The sequence below is a fragment of the Rhodococcus sp. Z13_19A genome (genome assembly GCF_058133575.1).
Genome location: NZ_JBYUNN010000004.1, coordinates 337,347 through 358,198, shown reverse-complemented (window position 1 = coordinate 358,198; position 20,852 = coordinate 337,347). Strand labels below are relative to the sequence as shown.

The 20,852-nt window shown below is 71.8% G+C and carries 19 protein-coding genes and 1 tRNA gene; 10 read left to right on the top strand and 10 right to left on the bottom strand.

Annotated elements, in window-relative coordinates:
• Window positions 1-39: 39 nt before the first annotated feature.
• Complete coding sequence (locus AC3YNX_RS16655; RefSeq protein WP_489983444.1) at window positions 40-681, bottom strand: DsbA family oxidoreductase; 642 nt, start codon at window positions 679-681, stop codon at window positions 40-42.
• A 215-nt stretch (window positions 682-896) separates the two neighbouring features.
• On the opposite strand from AC3YNX_RS16655, the gene pepN reads away from it, so the two are divergent.
• A complete protein-coding gene (gene pepN / locus AC3YNX_RS16650; RefSeq protein WP_127783503.1) occupies window positions 897-3,482 on the top strand; it encodes an aminopeptidase N in 2,586 nt (861 codons plus the stop codon).
• Window positions 3,483-3,699: 217 nt separating this feature from the next.
• Here the strand turns inward: pepN and AC3YNX_RS16645 are convergent, their stop codons facing one another.
• The 3 genes from AC3YNX_RS16645 to AC3YNX_RS16635 form a co-directional block, all read right to left on the bottom strand.
• A complete protein-coding gene (locus AC3YNX_RS16645; protein ID WP_489982830.1) occupies window positions 3,700-4,173 on the bottom strand; it encodes a DUF5130 family protein in 474 nt (157 codons plus the stop codon).
• 7 nt (window positions 4,174-4,180) lie between these two features.
• Window positions 4,181-4,450 (bottom strand): aa3-type cytochrome oxidase subunit CtaJ, encoded by a 270-nt coding sequence (gene ctaJ, locus AC3YNX_RS16640; protein WP_127783504.1) that lies wholly within the window; start codon window positions 4,448-4,450, stop codon window positions 4,181-4,183.
• Between the two features lie 79 nt (window positions 4,451-4,529).
• Entirely contained in the window at window positions 4,530-5,072 is a 543-nt protein-coding gene (locus tag AC3YNX_RS16635) for an HNH endonuclease (RefSeq protein ID WP_241248911.1), read from the bottom strand.
• Window positions 5,073-5,309: 237 nt separating this feature from the next.
• Between AC3YNX_RS16635 and AC3YNX_RS16630 the strand changes: the two genes are divergently transcribed.
• From AC3YNX_RS16630 to AC3YNX_RS16620, 3 genes are all read left to right on the top strand, one after another.
• Entirely contained in the window at window positions 5,310-7,433 is a 2,124-nt protein-coding gene (locus tag AC3YNX_RS16630) for a prolyl oligopeptidase family serine peptidase (RefSeq protein WP_489996189.1), read from the top strand.
• 70 nt (window positions 7,434-7,503) lie between these two features.
• Window positions 7,504-8,445 (top strand): mechanosensitive ion channel family protein, encoded by a 942-nt coding sequence (locus tag AC3YNX_RS16625; protein ID WP_489996188.1) that lies wholly within the window; start codon window positions 7,504-7,506, stop codon window positions 8,443-8,445.
• Window positions 8,442-8,852: a globin gene (locus AC3YNX_RS16620; protein ID WP_127783508.1), complete on the top strand. Its 411-nt coding sequence runs from the start codon at window positions 8,442-8,444 to the stop codon at window positions 8,850-8,852. The genes AC3YNX_RS16625 and AC3YNX_RS16620 overlap by 4 nt, the downstream gene beginning before the upstream one ends.
• 22 nt (window positions 8,853-8,874) lie before the next feature.
• Here the strand turns inward: AC3YNX_RS16620 and AC3YNX_RS16615 are convergent, their stop codons facing one another.
• The 5 genes from AC3YNX_RS16615 to AC3YNX_RS16595 form a co-directional block, all read right to left on the bottom strand.
• Window positions 8,875-9,558 (bottom strand): DUF8185 domain-containing protein, encoded by a 684-nt coding sequence (locus AC3YNX_RS16615; protein ID WP_489996187.1) that lies wholly within the window; start codon window positions 9,556-9,558, stop codon window positions 8,875-8,877.
• Window positions 9,551-10,027: an acyl-CoA thioesterase gene (locus AC3YNX_RS16610; protein ID WP_127783509.1), complete on the bottom strand. Its 477-nt coding sequence runs from the start codon at window positions 10,025-10,027 to the stop codon at window positions 9,551-9,553. Before AC3YNX_RS16610 ends, AC3YNX_RS16615 begins: the two co-directional genes overlap by 8 nt.
• A 216-nt stretch (window positions 10,028-10,243) precedes the next feature.
• Complete coding sequence (ettA, locus tag AC3YNX_RS16605) at window positions 10,244-11,923, bottom strand: energy-dependent translational throttle protein EttA (RefSeq protein WP_127783510.1); 1,680 nt, start codon at window positions 11,921-11,923, stop codon at window positions 10,244-10,246.
• A 91-nt stretch (window positions 11,924-12,014) separates the two neighbouring features.
• A complete protein-coding gene (locus tag AC3YNX_RS16600; protein ID WP_489996186.1) occupies window positions 12,015-12,542 on the bottom strand; it encodes a single-stranded DNA-binding protein in 528 nt (175 codons plus the stop codon).
• 209 nt (window positions 12,543-12,751) lie between these two features.
• Window positions 12,752-14,764, bottom strand: coding sequence for a bifunctional copper resistance protein CopD/cytochrome c oxidase assembly protein (locus AC3YNX_RS16595; protein ID WP_489982826.1), 2,013 nt, complete (start codon window positions 14,762-14,764; stop codon window positions 12,752-12,754).
• Between the two features lie 219 nt (window positions 14,765-14,983).
• Between AC3YNX_RS16595 and AC3YNX_RS16590 the strand changes: the two genes are divergently transcribed.
• From AC3YNX_RS16590 to AC3YNX_RS16570, 5 genes are all read left to right on the top strand, one after another.
• Complete coding sequence (locus AC3YNX_RS16590) at window positions 14,984-15,445, top strand: hypothetical protein (protein ID WP_164860641.1); 462 nt, start codon at window positions 14,984-14,986, stop codon at window positions 15,443-15,445.
• An 89-nt stretch (window positions 15,446-15,534) separates the two neighbouring features.
• Window positions 15,535-15,608, top strand: a tRNA-Arg gene (locus tag AC3YNX_RS16585).
• Between the two features lie 124 nt (window positions 15,609-15,732).
• Entirely contained in the window at window positions 15,733-16,662 is a 930-nt protein-coding gene (locus AC3YNX_RS16580) for a metal ABC transporter substrate-binding protein (protein ID WP_127783514.1), read from the top strand.
• Entirely contained in the window at window positions 16,659-17,405 is a 747-nt protein-coding gene (locus AC3YNX_RS16575) for a metal ABC transporter ATP-binding protein (protein ID WP_489982825.1), read from the top strand. The genes AC3YNX_RS16580 and AC3YNX_RS16575 overlap by 4 nt, the downstream gene beginning before the upstream one ends.
• Window positions 17,406-17,446: 41 nt before the next feature.
• The gene (locus AC3YNX_RS16570) at window positions 17,447-18,289 is read left to right on the top strand and encodes a metal ABC transporter permease (protein ID WP_489983443.1); all 843 of its coding nucleotides are present in this window, start codon (window positions 17,447-17,449) and stop codon (window positions 18,287-18,289) included.
• Here the strand turns inward: AC3YNX_RS16570 and AC3YNX_RS16565 are convergent.
• Window positions 18,273-18,836, bottom strand: a complete 564-nt coding sequence (locus tag AC3YNX_RS16565; protein ID WP_127783516.1) for a DUF308 domain-containing protein — start codon at window positions 18,834-18,836, stop codon at window positions 18,273-18,275. The genes AC3YNX_RS16570 and AC3YNX_RS16565 overlap by 17 nt on opposite strands.
• A 315-nt stretch (window positions 18,837-19,151) precedes the next feature.
• Between AC3YNX_RS16565 and AC3YNX_RS16560 the strand changes: the two genes are divergently transcribed.
• Window positions 19,152-20,831: an AMP-binding protein gene (locus AC3YNX_RS16560; protein ID WP_127783517.1), complete on the top strand. Its 1,680-nt coding sequence runs from the start codon at window positions 19,152-19,154 to the stop codon at window positions 20,829-20,831.
• Window positions 20,832-20,852 lie beyond the last annotated feature (21 nt).

Genomic DNA, 20,852 nt, shown 5'->3' with positions numbered 1-20,852 from the left:
TCGGGGTGGGACGTGGGCGGGCGGCGTGCGGGCGGGCGGTCAGTCGAACTCGGGGTCCTCGTGCCGGGTGCGCTTGAGCTCGAAGAAGTGCGGGTAGCCGGCCAGCAGCACCGAGCCGTCCCAGACCTTGCCGGCGTCCTCCCCGCGCGGGATGCGGGAGAGCACGGGGCCGAAGAAGGCCACCCCGTTGATGTGGATGATCGGGGTGCCCACGTCGTCGCCCACCGGCTCCACGCCGGCGCGGTGGCTGGCGCGCAGCGCGTCGTCGTGGGCGTCGGACTCGGCCGCCTTGGCCAGCTCGGCGGGCAGGCCCACCTCCGCCAGCGCCTCCGGGACCACCACGGAGAAGTCCTTGTTGCCCTGGTCGTGGATGCGGGTGCCCATCGCGGTGTACAGCGGGCTCAGCACCTCGTCGCCGTGGTCGGCGGCGGCGGCGATCGCGACCCGGACCGGCCCCCACGCCTTGGCCATCGCCTCGCGGTACTCCTCGGGCAGGTCCTTGCCCTCGTTGAGCACGCCGAGGCTCATCACGTGGAAGCGGACGGTGACGTCGCGGACCTGCTCCACCTCGAGGATCCAGCGGGAGGTGATCCAGCACCAGGGGCACAGCGGGTCGAACCAGAAGTCCACCCGGTCCTTGCTGTCCTGCTGTGCCGCGCGGTCGGCGTCCTGCGCCGCCACTGCCGTCGTGCTGCCGTCACTCACGTCGAGACCTCCTGATGTCTGTGGTGCTCTTCACACCCTGCCACGCGCAACAACGGTGAGCCCTGGCGCCTTCCCGCAGGGTGGGCTTCCGCTCGTCGCTGGCGCCAGCCGCCACGGCCAGGCAGCGCCGGCGAGCGGGGTCATGATGGGATGGAACAGCTCTGTCGTACACACGAAGAAGGTGCTGATCCGTGACCGCTCCCAACCTCACCCGCGAGCAGGCTGCACAGCGCGCTGCCGTCCTGACCGTGCTCGGCTACCGCGTCGAGCTGGACCTCACCGACGACAGCGGTGGACCTGGTGCCGGCACGTTCGCCTCCTCCAGCACCGTCCACTTCGACGCGACGCCGGGAGCGAGCACCTTCGTCGACATCATGGCCGAGCGGGTGCACCGGGCCGTGCTCAACGGCACCGAGCTGGACGTCAGCGACTACGACGAGGAGAAGGGCATCACCCTGCCCGCCCTCGCCGAGCACAACGAGCTGACCGTGGTGGCCGACTGCGTCTACTCGCACACCGGCGAGGGTCTGCACCGCTTCGTCGACCCCACCGACGACGCGGTGTACCTCTACAGCCAGTTCGAGACCGCCGACGCCAAGCGGATGTTCGCCTGCTTCGACCAGCCCGACCTCAAGGCCACCTTCGACCTGACGGTCACCGCACCGGCCAGCTGGGAGGTGCTGTCCAACGGCGCCGCCGAGCAGGTGGAGCAGGTCGCCAGCGGGGCGCGCCGCCACGTGTTCGCCACCACCCCGCGGATGAGCACCTACCTGGCCGCCCTGGTCGCCGGCCCCTACGCCAAGTGGACCGACACCTACGCCGACGCCCACGGCGAGATCCCCCTGGGCCTGTACTGCCGCGCCTCCCTGGCCGAGCACATGGACGCCGAGCGGCTGTTCACCGAGACCAAGCAGGGCTTCGAGTTCTACCACCAGAACTTCGGCCTGCCCTACGCCTTCGGCAAGTACGACCAGTGCTTCGTCCCAGAGTTCAACGCCGGGGCGATGGAGAACGCCGGCTGCGTCACCTTCCTGGAGGACTACGTCTTCCGCAGCAAGGTGACCGCCGCCTCCTACGAGCGCCGGTGCGAGACGGTGCTGCACGAGATGGCGCACATGTGGTTCGGCGACCTGGTGACCATGCGCTGGTGGGACGACCTGTGGCTCAACGAGTCCTTCGCCACCTTCGCCTCGGTGCTGGCCCAGACCTCCAACACCGAGTACACCAACGCCTGGACCACCTTCGCCAACGTGGAGAAGAGCTGGGCCTACCGCCAGGACCAGCTGCCCTCCACCCACCCCATCGCCGCGGACATCCCGGACATGGCGGCCGTGGAGGTCAACTTCGACGGCATCACCTACGCCAAGGGCGCCAGCGTGCTCAAGCAGCTGGTGGCCTACGTGGGCCAGGAGCCGTTCCTGGCGGGGCTGCGTGCCTACTTCGCCGAGCATGCCTACGGCAACGCTACCTTCGACGACCTGCTGCACGCGCTGGAGGAGGCCTCCGGTCGCGACCTCTCCGAGTGGGGTGCCCAGTGGCTGAAGACCACCGGGCTGAACACCCTGCGCGCCGACATCGCTGCCGACGAGCACGGGAAGATCACCTCCTTCGCCGTGGTGCAGGGCCCGGCCAGCCCCGGTGCCGGTGAGCGCCGCGTGCACCGGCTGGCCGTCGGCATCTACGACGACGCCGCCGACGGCTCGCTGGTGCGCACCCACCGGGTGGAGCTGGACGTCTCCGGCGAGCGCACCGAGGTGCCGGAGCTGGTGGGCGTGCACCGGGGCAAGCTGGTGCTGGTCAACGACGACGACCTCACCTACTGCGCGCTGCGCCTGGACGCCGACTCCCTGACCACCCTCATCGACCGCATCGGCGACGTCGCCGAGCCGCTGCCGCGCACGCTGTGCTGGTCGGCGGCGTGGGAGATGACCCGCGAGGCCGAGCTGAAGGCCCGCGACTTCGTGGCGCTGGTGAGCTCCGGGGTGGAGCGCGAGACCGAGATCGGGGTGGTGCAGCGGCTGCTGCTGCAGGCGCAGAGCGCGCTGGCCCACTATGCCGACCCCGCCTGGGCGGCCGAGCAGGGTTGGCCGGCGTTCACCGACCGGCTGCTGGAGCTGGCGCAGGGGTCCGCTCCGGGTTCGGACCACCAGCTGGTGTTCACCTCGGCGCTGGCCTCGTCGGTGCTGTCCGAGCGCCACCGCGACGTGCTGCGCCAGCTGCTGGCCGGCGACGTCGACGGTGCCGGGCTGACCGGGCTGGAGGTGGACACCGACCTGCGCTGGTCGCTGGTGCAGGGACTGGCCGCGGCCGGTGACCTGGACGGAGACGGGCTGGAGACTCCGCAGATCGACGCCGAGGTGCGGCGCGACCCGACCTCGGCCGGCGAGCGGCAGGGGGCGCGGGCGGCGGCGCTGCGGCCGCAGGCGGCGGCCAAGGAGCGCGCCTGGGGCCAGGCCGTGCACCAGGACGAGCTCTCGCACACCCTGGGCCGGGCCATCATCTCCGGCTTCGGCCACCCGGCGCAGGCGCAGCTGCTGCAGCCGTACGTGCGTCGCTACTTCGCCGAGGTGGCCGACGTGTGGGCCCGCCGCTCCAGCGAGCGGGCGCAGGCCGTGGTGGTGGGCCTGTTCCCGGCGTGGTCGGTGCGCCAGTCCACGGTGGAGGCTGCCGACGCGTTCCTCGCCGGTGAGCACCCGCCGGCGCTGGTCCGCCTGGTCAGCGAGGGCCGCGCCGGAGTGGTGCGCGCGCTCAAGGCGCAGGAGTTCGACGCCAGCTGAGCTCCCTCGGTGGGGTCGTTCCGGGCCCTTGTCGTCCTCTTCTGGCCCGGCCAGGGGCGACAAGGGCCCGGAACGCCCTGGCGGGCGCGGAGGCGGGGCGGTCGCTGGTTGCTGCGCCGGCTCCGCGGGCCGTGCCTCCCCCGAAACGCCTTCAGGGCCCGCAACGCCCTCTGGAGTGTCCAGAAGGGGCGTTGAGGGCCCTGAAGGCCGGAGAAAGCTAGTGGTGCGAGGCGCTCGTGCTGGCGCCGGGACCGGCCTGGTCGGCCAGCATGCGCAGCCCGGCGAGGATGCCGCCGATCAGGTCGCCGTCGCGGAACGAGGCCACCATGGCCATCACCGCGAGGCGGGCGGCACGGTCGGAGACCCGCCGCTGCGCGCGCTCGCTGGTGACCACCTCGACCACGCGCTCGCCCGGGGAGACCGCGATGAGCACTGCATCGGGGCTGCCGGTGCTGACCAGCAGCTCCTCGGCCCGAGCCCGGGTGTCCGCACCGAGCGGGCCCAGGTAGACGCTGAAGTCGATGCCGGTGGCGCGGGTGCAGAAGGTCAGCGCCTCGTCCACCTGCGACAGCTGCTTGGTGCTGAAGGGGAGCGGCTCGTCCTGCTGCCACACGTCCCTGGCGACGGAGAACCGTCCGGTCTCCATCAGGGCCACGCCGCGGTCGAGCTGCTCGCCACCGCGAACGCTCACTGCTGCTTCACCAGGTGCCACGAGCTCCTCCTCCTACAACGCCAGCGGCGGCGTGTGCGCCTTCCCGCTGTCCCAGCTCCGGCAGGTCGTGGTGCGTGTCCCCCTCAACCCCCGCGGGGTTGGCTGACCACCACATCGGTGCGAAGTCCCAGCTCTCGCCGGACTTGTACCGCGGTGCCTTGTTGCGCGTGTTCGGCACCATGGTGAGCAGGGCGAAGAGGACGAGCACCCCCACCGGGATCCCTACGTAGATGAGCACAGTCTCCGCGATCGTCACACCGATGACGTTAGCCGAGAGGCGGCGCCCGTGGGCACGCGGGTCGAGCCGTGTCGTGCGGTGACCGGCCGGGGTGGCGTCACGCCGCGGGCTCCCCCAGGTACTGCAGCCAGGTGGGGTCGATCTCCTTGGTGGAGGCCAGCAGCCGCCAGTGCACTCCCTTCGGCGGGGTGAGGTCGTGGCGCAGCACCCAGCCGAGCTCGCTGAGCAGCCGCGCGGCCTTGCGGTGGTTGCAGGAGGCACAGCAGGCCACGCAGTTCTCCCAGCTGTGCGCGCCGCCGCGGCTGCGGGGCACCACGTGGTCGATGGTCTCGGCCTTGGCGCCGCAGTAGGCGCACCGGAACCGGTCACGGTGCATCAGCGCGGCTCGGGTCATCGGGATCCGCGCGCGGTAGGGCACTCGCACGTAGGTGCGCAGCCGGATCACGGAGGGCACCTGCACCGACGCCCCGGCCGAGTGCAGCACCAGCCCCGCGGGGTCGTCGTCGACCACCACGGCCTTGCCGCACACCACCAGCACCACCGCTCGGCGCATCGGCACGGCCGTGAGGGGCTCGTAGGTGGCGTTGAGCAGCAGCACGCGGCGGCGCACCCACGCCGGCACGGCGTCCTCGTCCAGCACCGGAGGCGGACCGTCGACGGAGGCGCAGGGGCCGGCGGCGAGATGCGCACCCGAGGCGGCCTGGTGCGGCGCCCGACCGCGCCGGGCGCCAGAGCCTCTGCGATGTCCGTCGGCCAAGAGCGCACCTCCCCTGGAGATGGTGACAGTCGACCACGTTTGACCACCGCGTGCACGCCTTTCTTGCCCGGTCGCGCCCAGGCGTCCGGCCAGCGAGCGACAGGCGCCTAGGGTTCGTGGGTGACCACCTCTGTCTCCAGCTATCCGTCCGCCGAGCGGCTGCCCCTCGTCGACGACCTGCACGGTCACCTCGTGGCCGACCCCTACCGCTGGCTGGAGGAGCGCGACGACCCGCGCACCGTCGCCTTCCAGCAGGAGCAGAACGCGTTGTCCGCAGCGACGCTCGCCGAGGCGCCCGGTCGCGCGGCGCTGGCCGCCCAGCTGCACCGGCTGATCGACGTGGGCTCGGTGTCCGCCCCGGCCTGGCGGGCGAACCGGCAGTTCTTCCTGCGCCGCCAGCCCGGCCAGGAGCACTCCGTGCTGCTGGTCCGTGAGCCCGACGGCAGCGAGCGGGTGCTGCTGGACCCCATCGCGCTGGACGCCAGCGGCAAGACCACCCTCGACTCCTGGGTGCCCAGCCGCGAGGGCACCCGGCTGGCCTACCAGCTCTCGGTGGGCGGCAACGAGGAGTCGCTGCTGCACGTGCTGGACGTGGACACCGGTGCGTTGCTGGACGGCCCCATCGACCGCTGCCGCTACTCCCCCGTGGCCTGGCTGCCCGGCGGGGAGGAGCTCTTCTACGTGCGTCGGCTGGCGCCGGCCGAGGTGCCCGCCGACGAGGCGATGTTCCACCGCCGGGTGCGCCGCCACCGGGTGGGCACCGACCCTGACAGCGACGAGCTGGTCACCGGCGCGGGGATGTACGACGACCTGACCTTCTACTTCGGCTGCCGGGTCAGCGCCGACGGCGCCTGGCTGGTGGTGGACGCCTCGCCGGGCACCGCCCCGCGCGACTCGGTGTGGATCGCGGACCTCGCCGCAGGCACCGCACCCACCCCGGTGCTCACCCAGGACGACGCCGTCCGGTGCACCGCCTGGGTGGAGTGCCCGCCCGAGGGCCCCGCCCGGCTGTTCCTGCTCACCACCGATGGCGCGCCGCGCTTCCGGCTCTGCGCCGCCGACCCGCACACCCCCACGCGGGAGCACTGGCAGGAGCTGGTGGCGGAGGAGCCCGACTCCGTGCTGGAAGGGGTGCGGCTGCTGCGCGCGGGATCGCGCCTGGTGGTGGCCCGCTCCCGACACGCCGTCGGCGAGCTGCACCTGCACGAGGCGGATGGCAGCTACCTGCGCCAGCTGCCGGTGCCCGGTACCGGATCGCTGACCGGGCTGAGCGTGGCCGACGCCCACACCGCTGGTCACGACAGCGACATCTGGATCGGCTACACCGACTTCACCACCCCCTCGCAGGTGCACCGCATCCGGGTGAGCGGCAGCGACGGGACGGACGCCGCCACGCTGGTGGAGGCGGCTCCTGGCGCGGTGGACCTGCCGGAGCTGTCCGTGCAGCAGGTGCAGTACCGCTCCACCGACGGCGAGACCATCCGCATGTTCCTGGTGAGCGCCGCGCCGCTGCCCGACCGGCCCCGTCCCACCCTGCTCACCGGCTACGGCGGCTTCTCCCTCAGCCGGGAGCCCGGCTACGCGGCGTCTGCGCTGACCTGGGTGCAGGCCGGTGGCGTGTGGGCGCTGCCGTCGCTGCGCGGTGGCGGCGAGGAGGGCGAGGACTGGCACCGCGCTGGGATGCGGGCGCACAAGCAGAACGTGTTCAACGACTTCCACTGCGCGGCCGAGCACCTCGTCGCCGAGGGCTGGACCACCCCCGCCCAGCTGGCCATCATGGGCGGCTCCAACGGAGGGCTGCTGGTGGGCGCGGCGCTCACCCAGCGCCCGGACCTCTACCGCGCCGTGGTCTGCTCCGCACCGCTGCTGGACATGGTGCGCTACGAGCTGTTCTCCCTGGGCCGCACCTGGAACGACGAGTACGGCACCGCCGCCGACCCGGAGGAGCTGGGCTGGCTGCTGGGCTACTCGCCCTACCACCACGTGCAGGAGGGCACGGCCTACCCGGCCACGCTGTTCACCGTGTTCGCCTCCGACAGCCGAGTGGACCCGGTGCACGCCGAGAAGATGTGCGCGGCTCTGCAGCACGCCACCGCCGCGCCGTTCGACGTCGCGCCGATCCTGCTGCGCACCGAGCTCGACGTGGGCCACGGCGCCCGCTCCCTGAGCCGCACGGTGACGCTCGCCACAGACCAGCTGGCATTCCTCGCCCAGCACACTGACCTGCGGCTGGACGCCGACTGAGCCGGCTGGACCCCAGCGGCACCCGCCGAGGTCCTCAAGATCATCGGCGCTCGTCGTTACAGTGACGTGAATGTCTCCACTTCCTGCTGACGTCGCCCTGTCCGAGTTTTCCGCGACCTGGCTGGTCCACAAGCCGATCGCCATCGCGGTCATCGTGGTGGTCGCGGTGGTCGTGCGGTCGCTGGTCCACCGCTCCATCGACCGGCTGACCCGCGAGCCCGATCCGGACAAGGCTCCCCTGCTGCTCCGCCCGCTCAAGGAGCGCAGCCGGGAGGCGGTGGCGCGCAACCTGACCAACTCCGTGATGCGCGAGCGGCGCAACCAGCGGGCCAAGACCATCGGCTCGGTGCTGAAGTCCTTCACCTCGGTGGCGGTGCTGTCGCTGGCGGCGGTGCAGGTGCTCGACCAGCTCGGGGTGAACATCGCCCCGCTGCTGGCCTCCGCCGGCATCGTCGGCGTGGCGCTCGGCTTCGGGGCGCAGAACCTGGTGAAGGACTTCCTCTCCGGCGTCTTCATGATCCTGGAGGACCAGTACGGCGTGGGTGACGTGATCGACGTGGACGAGGCGGTGGGCACCGTGGAGTCGGTGGGGCTGCGCGTCACGACGCTGCGCGACTACCAGGGCACTGTCTGGTACATCCGCAACGGGACGGTCACCCGGGTGGGCAACATGAGCCAGGACTACGCCGTCGCCGTGGTGGAGATGCCGCTGGCCCACAACGCCGACGTCGACCAGGCCTCGGAGGTGACCCTGGCCACGGCCAAGAAGGTGCTCACCGAGGAGCGCATGAAGGCGGCGGTGCTGGGCGCCCCAGAGGTGCTGGGCGTGAGCAAGGTGACTGCCGACACCGTCACCTTGCGGATGACCGTCACGGTGCGGCCGGGCAAGCAGTGGCTGGTGGAACGCGCGCTGACGCAACGCATCCTGGAGGCCTTCGACGAGGCCAAGGTCCGGGTCCCGTTCCCCCGGGGCAGTCTGGCCAAGATCGAGTCGGAGCTGCAGGCACAATGAGTGCCGTGCCTGAGACGAGTGAGCCCCGCAGCTTCTACGACGAGGTCGGCGGTCACGAGACGTTCCGCGACCTGGTCGCAGAGTTCTACGCGCACGTGGCCACCGATCCGGTGCTGCGCCCGCTGTACCCGGAGGAGGAGCTCGGCCCGGCCGAGGTGCGCTTCCGGATGTTCCTGGAGCAGTACTGGGGCGGGCCACGCACCTACTCCGAGCAGCGCGGCCACCCCCGCCTGCGGATGCGGCACTTCCCGTTCACCATCGGTGCCGCCGAGCGCGACGCCTGGTTGCGGTGCATGAAGATCGCCGTGGACTCCATCGGCGAGGACCGCCTGGACGCCGAGCACCGCGCGGCCCTGCTCGCCTACTTCCACGCGGCGGCCGAGACCATGGTGAACAGCCAGACCTAGCCGCGCAGCGCCGGCGGCGAGCTCAGCCGAGCAGCAGCGGGATCTGCGGGTGACGGCGGCGCAGCACCGAGCCGTACCGCGCGTCCAGGCGCAGCCAGCCGTCGGTCACCCGCACCCGCACCGGGTCGTCCCCGGCGCCGTTGTCGAGGAAGCCCATGCCGCTGAGCGCGAAGACCACCCGCAGCGGCACCCCGACCTCGTCGTGCTCGCCGCGGACGGTGAGCACCTCCTGGTCGAGCAGCGACGCCGGTGGACCACCGCGCGGCCCCGGGTTGTCACGGGCCAGCTCCACGCCGCGCTCCACCAGCTGGTCGATGACGTGGGCAGGCACGTCATCGACGTGCCGAAAGCCGGTGGCCGGGGGCAGCGCACCGGGCCACTCCGCGTCCAGGGCGCTGCCGGGGTCGACGGCATCGCTGCGCAGCACCGCCAGGGCGGTGAGCAGCTCCCGGGCCTTGACCGTGGTGTCGCGGGGCGCCACGGTGCCGGTGACCGAGCGGGCCACGATCGCGTCGAACCCGGTGGAGGCCCACACACCCACGGTGCCGTCGTCGCGCGAGCGCAGCCGCACCAGGGACGAGGAGTCCAGCCGCACCGCGCGGCCGACGAAGCTGGCCAGGTCGTCACGCTCGGTGGGGTCGGGGACCCGCAGCGCGCGGCCGGGGCCGCTCACCGCGGTGGCGCCGGACGGGGCCCGCTCACTCACGTCGCCACTGCTGCAGCGTGGCGCGCTCCACCTCGCTGAGCCGCCGCGGGCGCTGGGCGGCGATGTCGAAGGCCACGATCTGCGTGCTGGCGGTGACGGCCGGACGGGTGGACTCGTCCTCGCCACGCGGACGCAGCTCGTAGCAGAGGGTGAAGTCGGCGGCGCGCAGGCGGGAGACCCACATGAGCACCTGCAGCGGGGAGTCGTCGTGCACCAGCTGGCGACGGTAGCTGACCTGCAGCTCGGCGACCACGGCGCCGGCCCCCAGCGTGCCACTGGGTGAGCCCGGCTTGAAGACGGTCTCGACCCGTGCCTCCTCGAGGATGGTGACGGTGCGGCTGTGGTTGACGTGGCCGTAGGCGTCCATGTCCGACCAGCGCACCGGGACGTCGATGCGCACCCCGGGCAGGGCAGGCGGAACCGCACTCCCGTCCGAGCCTGCGGGCGTGCCCGTCGTCGGAGCACTCATTGCTGCCTCCACTCGTCTGCGCACGTCCCTCACGCAGGTCGTCTCACGCGCCCGGTCCCCCGCGCGACCTCATCGCGCACCACTGCGCGCTGCCCGAGGGCGACGCACCGACGCGCCGTCCCCACGGCTTCCGCGGCTGATCTTCGCACCCGCGGGGCGAGCACCACCACTGTCCTGTGCCGGCCCGCGCCGCTGCGGGCCGGCACAGGGGGCAGATCAGTCCCGGGTGAGGCGGCGGTGCGTCACCCGGTGGGGACGCGCCGCGTCCGCGCCGTAGCGCTCGATCTTGTTGGCCTCGTAGCCCTCGAAGTTGCCCTCGAACCAGTACCAGGCGGCGTCGTTGTCCGACAGCCCACCCTCCCAGGCGAGGATGTGGGTGCAGGTGCGGTCCAGGAACCACCGGTCGTGGGAGATGACCACGGCGCAGCCCGGGAACTGCTCGAGGGCGTTCTCCAGCGACCCGAGCGTCTCCACGTCCAGGTCGTTGGTCGGCTCGTCCAGCAGGATCAGGTTGCCGCCCTGCTTGAGGGTCATGGCCAGGTTCAGCCGGTTGCGCTCACCACCGGAGAGCACCTCGGCCTTCTTCTGCTGGTCGTGGCCCTTGAAGCCGAAGGCGCTGATGTAGGCGCGCGAGGGCATCTCGGTCTGGCCGACCACGATGTAGTCCAGGCCGTCGGAGACGACCTCCCAGACGCTCTTGTTGGGGTCGATGCCGGTGCGGTTCTGGTCGACGTAGCTGAGCTTGACCGTCTCGCCGATCTTGACGCTGCCGGAGTCCGGCTCCTCCAGACCGACGATGGTCTTGAACAGCGTGGTCTTGCCGACGCCGTTGGGGCCGATGACGCCGACGATGCCGTTGCGGGGCAGCGTGAAGGACAGGTCCTTGATGAGCAGCCGGTCCTCGAAGCCCTTGTCCAGGTGGTTCACCTCGACGACGACGTTGCCCAGCCGCGGCGGGGCAGGGATCTGGATCTCGTCGAAGTCGAGCTTGCGGGTCTTCTCCGCCTCGATCGCCATCTCCTCGTAGCGCGCCAGGCGGGCCTTGCCCTTGGTCTGGCGGGCCTTGGCCCCGGAGCGCACCCAGGCGAGCTCGTCCTTGAGGCGCTTCTGCAGCTTCTGGTCCTTCTTGCCCGAGACCTCCAGGCGAGCGGCCTTCTTCTCCAGGTAGGTGGAGTAGTTGCCCTCGTAGGGGTACAGGTGGCCGCGGTCGACCTCGGCGATCCACTGCGCGACGTGGTCGAGGAAGTACCGGTCGTGAGTGACGGCCAGGATGGCGCCCGGGTAGGCAGCGAGGTGCTGCTCCAGCCACAGCACGCTCTCGGCGTCGAGGTGGTTGGTGGGCTCGTCGAGGAGCAGCAGGTCGGGCTTGCTCAGCAGCAGCTTGCACAGCGCCACGCGGCGCTTCTCACCACCGGAGAGGTGGACGACGGACTCCTCCGGCGGCGGGCAGCGCAGCGCGTCCATCGCCTGCTCCAGCTGGGAGTCGATCTCCCACGCGTCAGCGTGGTCGAGCTTCTCCTGCAGGTCGCCCATCTCCTCCATCAGCTCGTCGGAGTAGTCGGTGGCCATCAGCTCGGCGATCTCGTTGTAGCGCTTGAGCTGCACCATGGTCTCGCCGAGGCCCTCCTCGACGTTGCCGCGGACGGTCTTGGTCTCGTCCAGCTCGGGCTCCTGCATGAGGATGCCCACGCTCGCACCGGGGGCGAGGAACGCCTCACCGTTGCCCGGCTGGTCCAGTCCAGCCATGATCTTGAGGATGCTCGACTTGCCGGCGCCGTTGGGGCCGACGACGCCGATCTTTGCCCCGGGGTAGAACGACATCGTGACGTCATCGAGGATGACCTTGTCGCCGTGCGCCTTGCGCACCTTCTTCATGGTGTAGATGAACTCAGCCATACCCGCCAGCCTAGTGGTGCCAGCGGCGCCGGCACACCACGCCCGACGGCGTCTCCACCCCGCCGTCCTCGGCGGGGTGGAGGCCGCTCGGTCAGACGGTGGCCAGCTCGTGGGTGTCCTCCCCCAGCGCCGCCCCGTCCAGGTCCACCCTTGCCCCGTAACCGTTCTCGCTCTCCGCCCGGTCGTCGCCACCCGCGGCACCACCGGCGGGCGGGTCGGTCACCGGAGCGCCGTCGGGGGCGCCGGCGTCGCCCCCGAGACGGCGAGTGTTGTCGATCACGGCCACGCAGCGGGCCAGGTCCGGCCCCACCGTGCTGGCGTCGAGCTCCAGGCTGGAGCGCCGGCCGCCCTCCTCCATCCACTCGCGGGTGTAGAGGCGGCCCACCACGATCACCGGGTCGCCCTTGCCCACCGCCGCACCGACGCCCTTGACCAGGCGTCGCCAGCAGATGACGTTGACGTAGAGGCTGTCGCCGTCCACCCACTCCTGGGTGGCGCGGTCCAGCCGGCGCTCGTTGCAGGCCATCCGGAACTTGATGAAGGGCGCACCCTCGGCGGTGTGCCGGCGGTACGGGTCGGTCACCACGGTGCCCACCAGGGTCACGGTCGTCTGGGTCATTGCTCGGGTCCTCACTGCTCGGCCCGCCAGAGCTGCAGTGGATTGCCGCTCCTGGTCGGTCCCCGGCCGCCGTCGACCGGTGAGATGACCCTGCGCCCGCGCTGCCCACCGGACCAGGTACCGCGCGGGTGCTGTGTACAGCCGGCGTGGCTGTGCACCAGCTCCCCGCCCGGCAGCAAAGCTGTCGGCGCGGTGTGCCGACCCGGACGTCAGTGCAGCTGCTGCTCCTGGTCACGACGCCGGAGCTCGGCGAACATGTTGTTGTGCGCCTCCAGCTCCGCGTCGTCGTCGCGGTCGGCCACCCGGTCCACCCGCTTGGCGGTGCGGGAGTCCTCCCGCGACCACTGCACCAGCAGGGCCACCATCACCAGCATCAGCGGCACCTCGCCCGCCGACCAGGCGATGCCGCCGCCCAGGCGCTGGTCGCCGAGCAGGTCGCTGTTCCAGGTGAGGCCGAGGGTGCGGTAGTGGGCCGCGGCCACGATGGTGGAGGAGCCCATCAGGATCACGCCGAAGAAGGCGTGGAAGGGCAGCGCCGCGAAGACCATGCCCAGCTTGGCCACCGACGGCAGCTTGCGCGGCGCCGGGTCGATGCCGATGGCGACCCAGTAGAAGAGGTAGCCGGAGATGAGGAAGTGAGCGTTCATCGCCACGTGCGCGGAGTGGTACGGCACCAGCACGTCGAACAGCCCGCCCAGGTACAGCGCGTAGAAGCTGCCGACGAACATCAGCAGCGCGAACACCGGGTGCGTGATGATCCGGGAGAAGCGGCTGTGCAGCGCCGTGAGCAGCCACTCGCGCGGTCCGGGCGGTGCGCCCGCGGGCGAGGTGGGCAGCGCCCGCAGCGCCAGCGTGACCGGCCCGCCCAGCACCAGCAGCACCGGCACCAGCATGGAGAACACCATGTGGGCGCTCATGTGCGCGCTGAACGACGCCATCGCGTACTTGCCTAGCCCGGAGGAGCTGACGAACAGCAGCGCCACGCAGCCCAGCAGCCAGGCGACCGTCCGGCCCACCGGCCACGCGTCGCCCCTGCGGCGCAGCCGCACCACGCCCCAGACGTACATGCCCGCCAGCACCAGCGCAGCGGTGCCGTAGACCAGGTCGAAGCGCCAGCCGGTGAGCATCTCCTGCACGCTGAACGGGTTGGGCAGGTTGTAGCCCAGCGCGACCTCGCTCACGGTGGGCACCGCGCCGCCCTGCGGCGGCGGGGTGCGGCTCAGACCGATGGCCAGACCCACGGTCGCGGCCAGCAGCACCACCTCGATGGCGGCCAGCCGCAGGAACGGGGCCCGGTTGGTCGGGTCGGCCTGCAGGGCGGCGACGGCGTGCCGGCGCTGCAGGTACCCGAGGACGCCCAGGGCGAGCAGGGCCACGGCCTTGGCCAGCACCAGCACGCCGTAGGTGGTGGTGAACAGGTCGGACAGCGGCAGCCGGACGGAGGCGTTGATCACGCCGGTCACGGCCATCACGCCGAAGCAGACGAGGGCGACCTTGGAGAAGCGCCGCACGGCGAGGTCGGCGAGCTCACCGCGGTGGTAGCCGTGCAGCAGCACCGCCACCAGTCCGCCGGCCCACAGCGAGGCCGCGACCAGGTGGAACACCAGGCTGTTGGCGGCCACGTCGTGCGAGCCGCCGGCCGAGGAGTGCCCGGACAGCCCCAGCGGCACCAGCGTGAGCAGGCCCAGCGCCAGCAGCGCCGGCGTCCAGTGCCAGCGCAGCACCACCCGGCAGCCCACGGCCAGCAGGAACGCCAGCCCGGCGGTCCACGCCCAGGCCCGGGTCACCTCCACCTCGCCCACCAGGTCCCACATCAGGGCGGGGTCGAGCGCGTCCTTGAGCGGCTGGCCCGAGGTGTCGGAGAGGGTGAGCGGCACGAGCAGCAGCGCCGAGATGCACCACACCGTCGCCGCGACGGCGGCCACCCGCATGGCGCGGTAGCCGTCGACGGAGAGCACCCCCGAGCGCTGCGGCGGCACGAAGAACGCGGCCAGCAGGATGCAGCCGATGGCCAGGACCGCCGAGGTCTCCCCCACCGCGCGCACGATCGGCAGCCCGTAGGTGGTGAGCACGCCGGGGTCGGGCAGACCGAGCAGGGACAGTGCCTCGGTGGTGGAGAGCGCGGCCAGCGCGGCCGCGACCACCGCGGCCACCACGCCAGCAGCGAGCAGCACTCCGCCGGGGCGTTGCGTGGGTGGGGTCGAGGTGTCCTGCGAGGCCATGGCTGCCAGCGTAGGAGCACTCGCTGCCCACAGCCGCCCCAGGTCGATACCCTTGCCGCTGTGCGCAGGCGGAGGACGGGGGCTCTGGCGCTGCTCGCCGCCCTGCTCAGCGTCGCGGCGTGCTCACAACCGGTACCGGGCACGCCGATACCGGCGGTGTCAGCCCCCTCCTCGACGGGGCCCACGTCACCCGGTGACAGTGCCCACACGCCGGAGCTGGTGAGCAGCGGAGCCCACCTGTCCACGCCGAGGCAGGCCGACGTGGTGCCCCCCTGCAGCATCGCCGCCGAGGCGCAGGTGGTGAGCACCCTGGGCGCGGTGACCGGACCGCCGGCCCCGCTGCCGGGCACGCCCAGCAGCTGCGTGTGGCCCCTGCTGGGCGGCAGCGAGTCCGGCTTCCTCACCGGCTACGGGGTCTCCTTCACCGACGTCGCGGCCACCCACCCCGCCGAGCAAGGTGGGCTGGAGCGCGCCACCGACGGCAACAGCACCTGGTTGTGGTGCGAGCGCTCCGAGGCACGGCAGACCATCACCTGCGGCGCCGCGGTGGCCATCAGCGCCGAGCGCACCTTCGTCACCGGCCTGGTCCGCCCCGTCACCGTCGATCGCACCACCACGACGGTGCTCGCCGAGCTCCAGAAGATGACCATCCCGCTGCTGCGCTCGCTGCCGGCCATCTAGAGCGGGCGCCGTGGAACGGCACCGCCCCGCGCGGGTCCACCCGGGACCCGGCGGAGGGCGCTAGGCTCCCTGCGTCCGTTCGCGGGCACGCCTCCGTAGCTCAGGTGGATAGAGCAAGGGCCTTCTAATCCCGAGGTCGCAGGTTCGAGTCCTGCCGGGGGCACTCACCCGCACGCACGGGCTCGAGCACTGCCCGGGTGCCCGTCCCGCCTGGTCGCGGGGGTCGCACCGGCGAAGTTCGGCTCGCCTAACTTGCGGGTGCGGGACGCCGAACATACTGTCCCGGCATGCGTGCACGACGTGCCTCGGTGATCGGCTCGGTGCGAGCGCTCACGGCCGTCCTGGTGCTGGCGCTGGCGGGGTGCAGCAGCGCGGCGGGCGAGGAGGCCGACGACCGTCCGACCGTGCTCACCACGTTCACGGTGCTGGCCGACATCGCCCAGAACGTCGCGGGCGAGCACCTGCGGGTGGAGTCGATCACCAAGCCCGGCGCGGAGGTGCACGGCTACGAGCCCACCCCCGGAGACGTCAAGAAGACCGCCCGCGCCGACCTGGTGCTCAACAACGGCATGAACCTGGAGGCCTGGTTCGCGCAGTTCGTCGAGGATCTCGACGTCCCCCACGTGACGGTCAGCGAGGGCGTGGAGCCCATCGACATCGCCGAGGACGACTACCGCGGGCTGGCGAACCCGCACGCCTGGATGTCGCCGCTGAACGTGCAGATCTACGTGGCCAACATGGTCACCGCGTTCAGCGAGCTCGACCCGGCCAACGCCGACGCCTACCGCGCCAACGGAACCGCCTACCAGGCCCGGCTGCAGCTCGTGCAGGACGAGCTGACCTCCGGGCTGGCGGGGCTGCCGCCGCGCCAGCGGGCCCTGGTCACCTGCGAGGGGGCCTTCTCCTACCTCGCCCGCGACGCCGGGCTCACCGAGAAGTACGTGTGGGCGGTCAACGCCGAGCGCCAGGCCACGCCGAAGCAGATCGCCAGCGTCATCGAGTTCGTCCGGAGCAACGAGGTGCCTGCGGTGTTCTGCGAGTCGACCGTCTCGGACGCGCCCATGCGCCAGGTGGCACAGGCCACCGGCGCGAGGCTCGGCGGCACCCTCTACGTGGACTCGCTGTCGGCTGCCGACGGACCCGTGCCCAGCTACCTGGACCTCGTTCGGCACGACACCACCGTCATCGTCAGTGGCCTCACGGGGGCGGCCCGATGAGCACGCCGGCCATCGAGGTGGACGAGGTGACGGTGCGCTACGGCGAGGTCCTCGCCCTGGATCGCGCCACCCTCAGCGTGGCGCCCGGCCGGGTGTGTGGGCTGGTCGGGATGAACGGCTCCGGCAAGTCCACCCTGTTCAAGGCCGTGATGGGCATCGTCCGGCCGGAAGCAGGTCGGGTGCTGCTGCACGGCAGCACCCCTGCCCAGGCCCGTCGGTCCGGCGTGGTGGGCTACGTCCCGCAGAGCGAGGACGTCGACTGGGCGTTCCCGCTGTCGGTGCGCGACGTGGTGATGATGGGCCGCTACGGACATCTCGGCCTCACCCGCCGACCCCGCCGTGCCGACCACCAGGCGGTGGACGAGGCGCTGGAGCGGGTGGAGCTCAGCGAGCACGCCGGACGCCAGATCGGGCGGCTGTCCGGCGGGCAGCGCAAGCGCGCCTTCGTCGCCAGGGGGATCGCCCAGGACGCCACGGTGCTGCTGCTCGACGAGCCCTTCGCCGGGGTGGACAAGCGCACCGAGGCGACCATCACCCGGCTGCTGCGCGAGCTCGCGGGGGCAGGCACCACCATCCTGATCTCCACCCACGACCTGCGCGCCCTGCCCGGTCTCGCCGACGAGGCGGTGCTGCTGCGCCAGCGGGTGCTGGTGCAGGGCGACCCGCGAGAGGTGCTGCAGCCGGCCAACCTGGCCCGGGCGTTCGGCTTCGACGTCCTGGACCGGCTGGAGACGACCACGTGACCGCCCACGAGCTGTTCCTCGAGCCGCTGACCTACGGCTTCATGACGCGGGCGCTGGCCACCACGGTCGTGTCCGCGGTGGTGTGCGCCGTCCTCTCCTGCTGGCTGGTGCTGGTGGGGTGGTCGCTGATGGGTGACGCGGTCTCGCACGCGGTGCTGCCCGGGGTGGTCATCGCCTACGTCCTGGGTGCGCCGTTCGCTGTGGGTGCAGTGGTCTTCGGGTTCCTGGCGGTGGCCCTCATCGGCGTGGTGCGCGACACCAGCCGGATCAAGGAGGACGCGGCCATCGGCATCGTCTTCACCACCCTGTTCGCCCTGGGCCTGGTCCTCATCTCGGTCACCCCGAGCCAGACCGACCTGAACCACATCATCTTCGGCAACCTGCTGGGCGTCAGCCGCGCGGACCTGGTCCAGGTGGCGGTGCTCGGTGCGGTGGTGCTCACCGCGCTGGTGCTCAAGCGCCGGGACTTCACCCTCTACGCCTTCGACCCCGTCCACGCCCAGGCCATCGGGCTGCGTCCACGGGTGCTGGGCGCGGTGCTGCTGGGTCTGCTCGCCCTGACCTGCGTGGTCGCCCTGCAGGCGGTGGGGGTGATCCTGGTGGTGGCGATGCTCATCATCCCGGGAGCCACCGCCTACCTGCTCACCGACCGCTTCGCCCGGATGCTGCTGGTCGCGCCCACCATCTCGGTGCTGTGCTCGGTGACGGGGCTGTACCTCAGCTACCACCTGGACACCGCCTCCGGCGGGATGATCGTGCTCAGCCAGGGGGCTGTCTTCACCCTGGTCTACCTCTTCAGCCCCACCCACGGCGTCCTCGGTCGTCGCCTGCTGGCTGCCCGGCGCCGCACACCGGTCACCGACCCCGTCAGAGCCGTCGGATGACCAGCGCGATCTCCACCACGCCGATGACCAGCAGGATCCAGCCGGCGGTCTGGGCCAGCGTCACCAGGCTGAGCAGGCTGATGCTCGCCAGCACGATCACCCCACCGAGCACGGAGAGCACGCCCATCACGAACGGGATGCTGGTGAGGTCCCCGCGGGCGCCGAGGCCGAAGGAGATGCCGCTGATCCCGGCGATGATCCAGCCGACGCCGAGGATGGCCACCAGGGTCTCCAGCGAGGAGAACGGGCTGGCGATCAGCAGGACGCCGGCCACCATGGCCAGCACGCCCAGCAGCGCCCCCAGCACCCGCAGCGCCGTGGGCGCCACCAGCAGCGCCGCGGCCTGCACCGTGCGCCAGGCCCCGAAGATGATCAGCTGGACTCCCAGCAGCACCGCCAGCACCACCAGGGTGGCGGTGGGCCACACCAGCACGATGAGCCCCACGGCCACCGTCGCCACGCCGGCGAGCACGCCCAGCGAGCGGGCCACCCTGCGGGCGGACGACACCTGCCGCCGAAAGATGTTGTTGGCCTCTGCAGACGACATCGCGGGGCCTCCCCCAGGTGCTGGACGCGCGGCAGCCTCCCTCGACGGTACCCGCGGCAGCACACCGCTGAGCCGGACCGGGGTTGCGTCAACCGGTTACCCTCATCCGGTGATCAGCGTCATCGCTCCGATGTGGAGCCGGCGCTTGCGGAGGACCCGCACTGGTCGCCTCACCACCACCGAGGCCGTCCGCCCTGATCCGGCCGCGCCCCCCACGACCTGGGCCATCGGGCGCCGCCGGTGGGATCGACCACCACCGATGACTGCTGAGCCGTCCCCATCGGCCCCCACACCAACGAGGTAGGCGCGCGGAACATGGACCTGTCCAAGGCAAAGATCGCGGCACGACTCGCGGAGACCAAGACGTTGGCGCTCGGCCTGGTGCCGGTGGCCCAGTCGGGCATCATCGCGCCGATGCGCCCGGACCGGCTGGCGCGCGTCGCCGCTGCCTGGGTGCGGTGGGACTTCACCCCCAGCTCCCTGCTGGCCATCTCCGCGCGCCGTGCCCCCGATCGCGTCGCCGTCATCGACGACAGCGGTGAGCTCACCTACGGCCAGCTCGAGGCCGACGTGATGGCCCTGGCCCGCAGCCTCAGCCGCAGCGGGGTGGGCACCAAGAGCCGGGTCGGCGTGCTCTGCCGCAACCACCGCGGCGTGCTGCAGGTGCTGGGTGCGACCGGTCGGGTCGGCGCCGACCTGGTGCTGCTCAACACCGGCCTGTCCGGCAAGCAGCTGGGTGACGTGCTCACCGAGCAGAAGATCACCGTGCTGGTGGCCGACGGCGAGTTCGCCGAGGTGCTGCCCGACGACATCGACGAGCGGCAGCGCTCCGGTGACCTCCGCCTTGTCGGGGCGGTGGACGGGCTCAAGCTGGGCTCGGACGTGGAGACCGTGGACGACCTCATCGAGCGCTCCCCTGCCGACGTCACGCTGCCCACCCGTCCCCGGCGCGGGCGCACCGTGGTGCTGACCTCCGGCACCACCGGCACGCCCAAGGGCGCGCACCGGCCCGAGCCGCGCAACTGGATGCCCGCCGCGGCGGTGCTCTCGCGCATCCCGCTGCGCAGCGGCGAGACCACCGTGGTCGCCGCGCCGATGTTCCACACCTGGGGGTTCGCGGCGCTGCAGCTGAGCCTGGCGCTGGGCTCCACCATGGTGCTGCGGCGCAAGTTCACCCCGGCCGAGTGCCTGGCCGACGTGGAGCGGCACCAGGCAAAGGCGCTGTTCGTGGTTCCGGTGATGCTGCAGCGCATCCTCGAGCTGCCCGAGGACCAGCGTCGTCACGACACCTCCAGCCTGCGGGTGATCGCGGCCAGCGGGTCCGCCCTCGGTGTCCCGCTGGTGAAGAAGGCGCTCGAGACGTTCGGCCCGGTGCTCTACAACCTCTACGGCTCCACCGAGGTGAGCTGGGTGTCCATCGCCCAGCCCCAGGAGCTGCAGGAGCACCCCTCCACCGCCGGGCGGCCCCCGCTGGGCACGGAGGTGGAGATCCTCGACGACGAGGGCAAGGAGGTGACGGGTGACACCGTGGGCCGGGTGTTCGTCGGCAACGGGATGCTGTTCGAGGGCTACACCCGCGCCGGGGAGGACAAGGAGATCGTCCGCGGCCTGATGAGCACCGGCGACCTGGGCCACCTCGGCGACGACGGGCTGCTCTACATCGACGGGCGCTCCGACGACATGGTGGTCTCCGGCGGGGAGAACGTGTACCCCGGCGAGGTGGAGGACCTCATCAACGCCCTGGACGGGGTGCGCGAGGTGCTCGTGACCGGTGTGGACGACGAGAAGTTCGGGGCGCGACTGGCTGCCTACGTGGTGCGGGAGGGCGACGACGGCTCGGTGCACGCCGACTCGGTCCGCGAGCACGTCAAGAAGCACCTGGCCCGCTTCAGCGTCCCGCGGGACGTGGTGTTCCTGGATGAGCTGCCCCGCAACGCCACCGGGAAGATCGTCAAGCGCGAGCTGCCGGACTCGCAGGAGAAGTCGGAGCAGTAGCCCGCTTCGTGTATCCCCCGT

Coding starts and splice junctions, on each gene's coding strand:
- AC3YNX_RS16625 (WP_489996188.1), top strand. CDS start 7,504: ATGTCTCCACTTCCTGCTGACGTCGCCCTGTCCGAGTTTTCCGCGACC.
- AC3YNX_RS16620 (WP_127783508.1), top strand. CDS start 8,442: ATGAGTGCCGTGCCTGAGACGAGTGAGCCCCGCAGCTTCTACGACGAG.
- AC3YNX_RS16610 (WP_127783509.1), bottom strand. CDS start 10,027: ATGAGTGCTCCGACGACGGGCACGCCCGCAGGCTCGGACGGGAGTGCG.
- ettA (WP_127783510.1), bottom strand. CDS start 11,923: ATGGCTGAGTTCATCTACACCATGAAGAAGGTGCGCAAGGCGCACGGC.
- AC3YNX_RS16600 (WP_489996186.1), bottom strand. CDS start 12,542: ATGACCCAGACGACCGTGACCCTGGTGGGCACCGTGGTGACCGACCCG.
- AC3YNX_RS16595 (WP_489982826.1), bottom strand. CDS start 14,764: ATGGCCTCGCAGGACACCTCGACCCCACCCACGCAACGCCCCGGCGGA.
- AC3YNX_RS16580 (WP_127783514.1), top strand. CDS start 15,733: ATGCGTGCACGACGTGCCTCGGTGATCGGCTCGGTGCGAGCGCTCACG.
- AC3YNX_RS16575 (WP_489982825.1), top strand. CDS start 16,659: ATGAGCACGCCGGCCATCGAGGTGGACGAGGTGACGGTGCGCTACGGC.
- AC3YNX_RS16570 (WP_489983443.1), top strand. CDS start 17,447: ATGACGCGGGCGCTGGCCACCACGGTCGTGTCCGCGGTGGTGTGCGCC.
- AC3YNX_RS16565 (WP_127783516.1), bottom strand. CDS start 18,836: ATGTCGTCTGCAGAGGCCAACAACATCTTTCGGCGGCAGGTGTCGTCC.
- AC3YNX_RS16560 (WP_127783517.1), top strand. CDS start 19,152: ATGGACCTGTCCAAGGCAAAGATCGCGGCACGACTCGCGGAGACCAAG.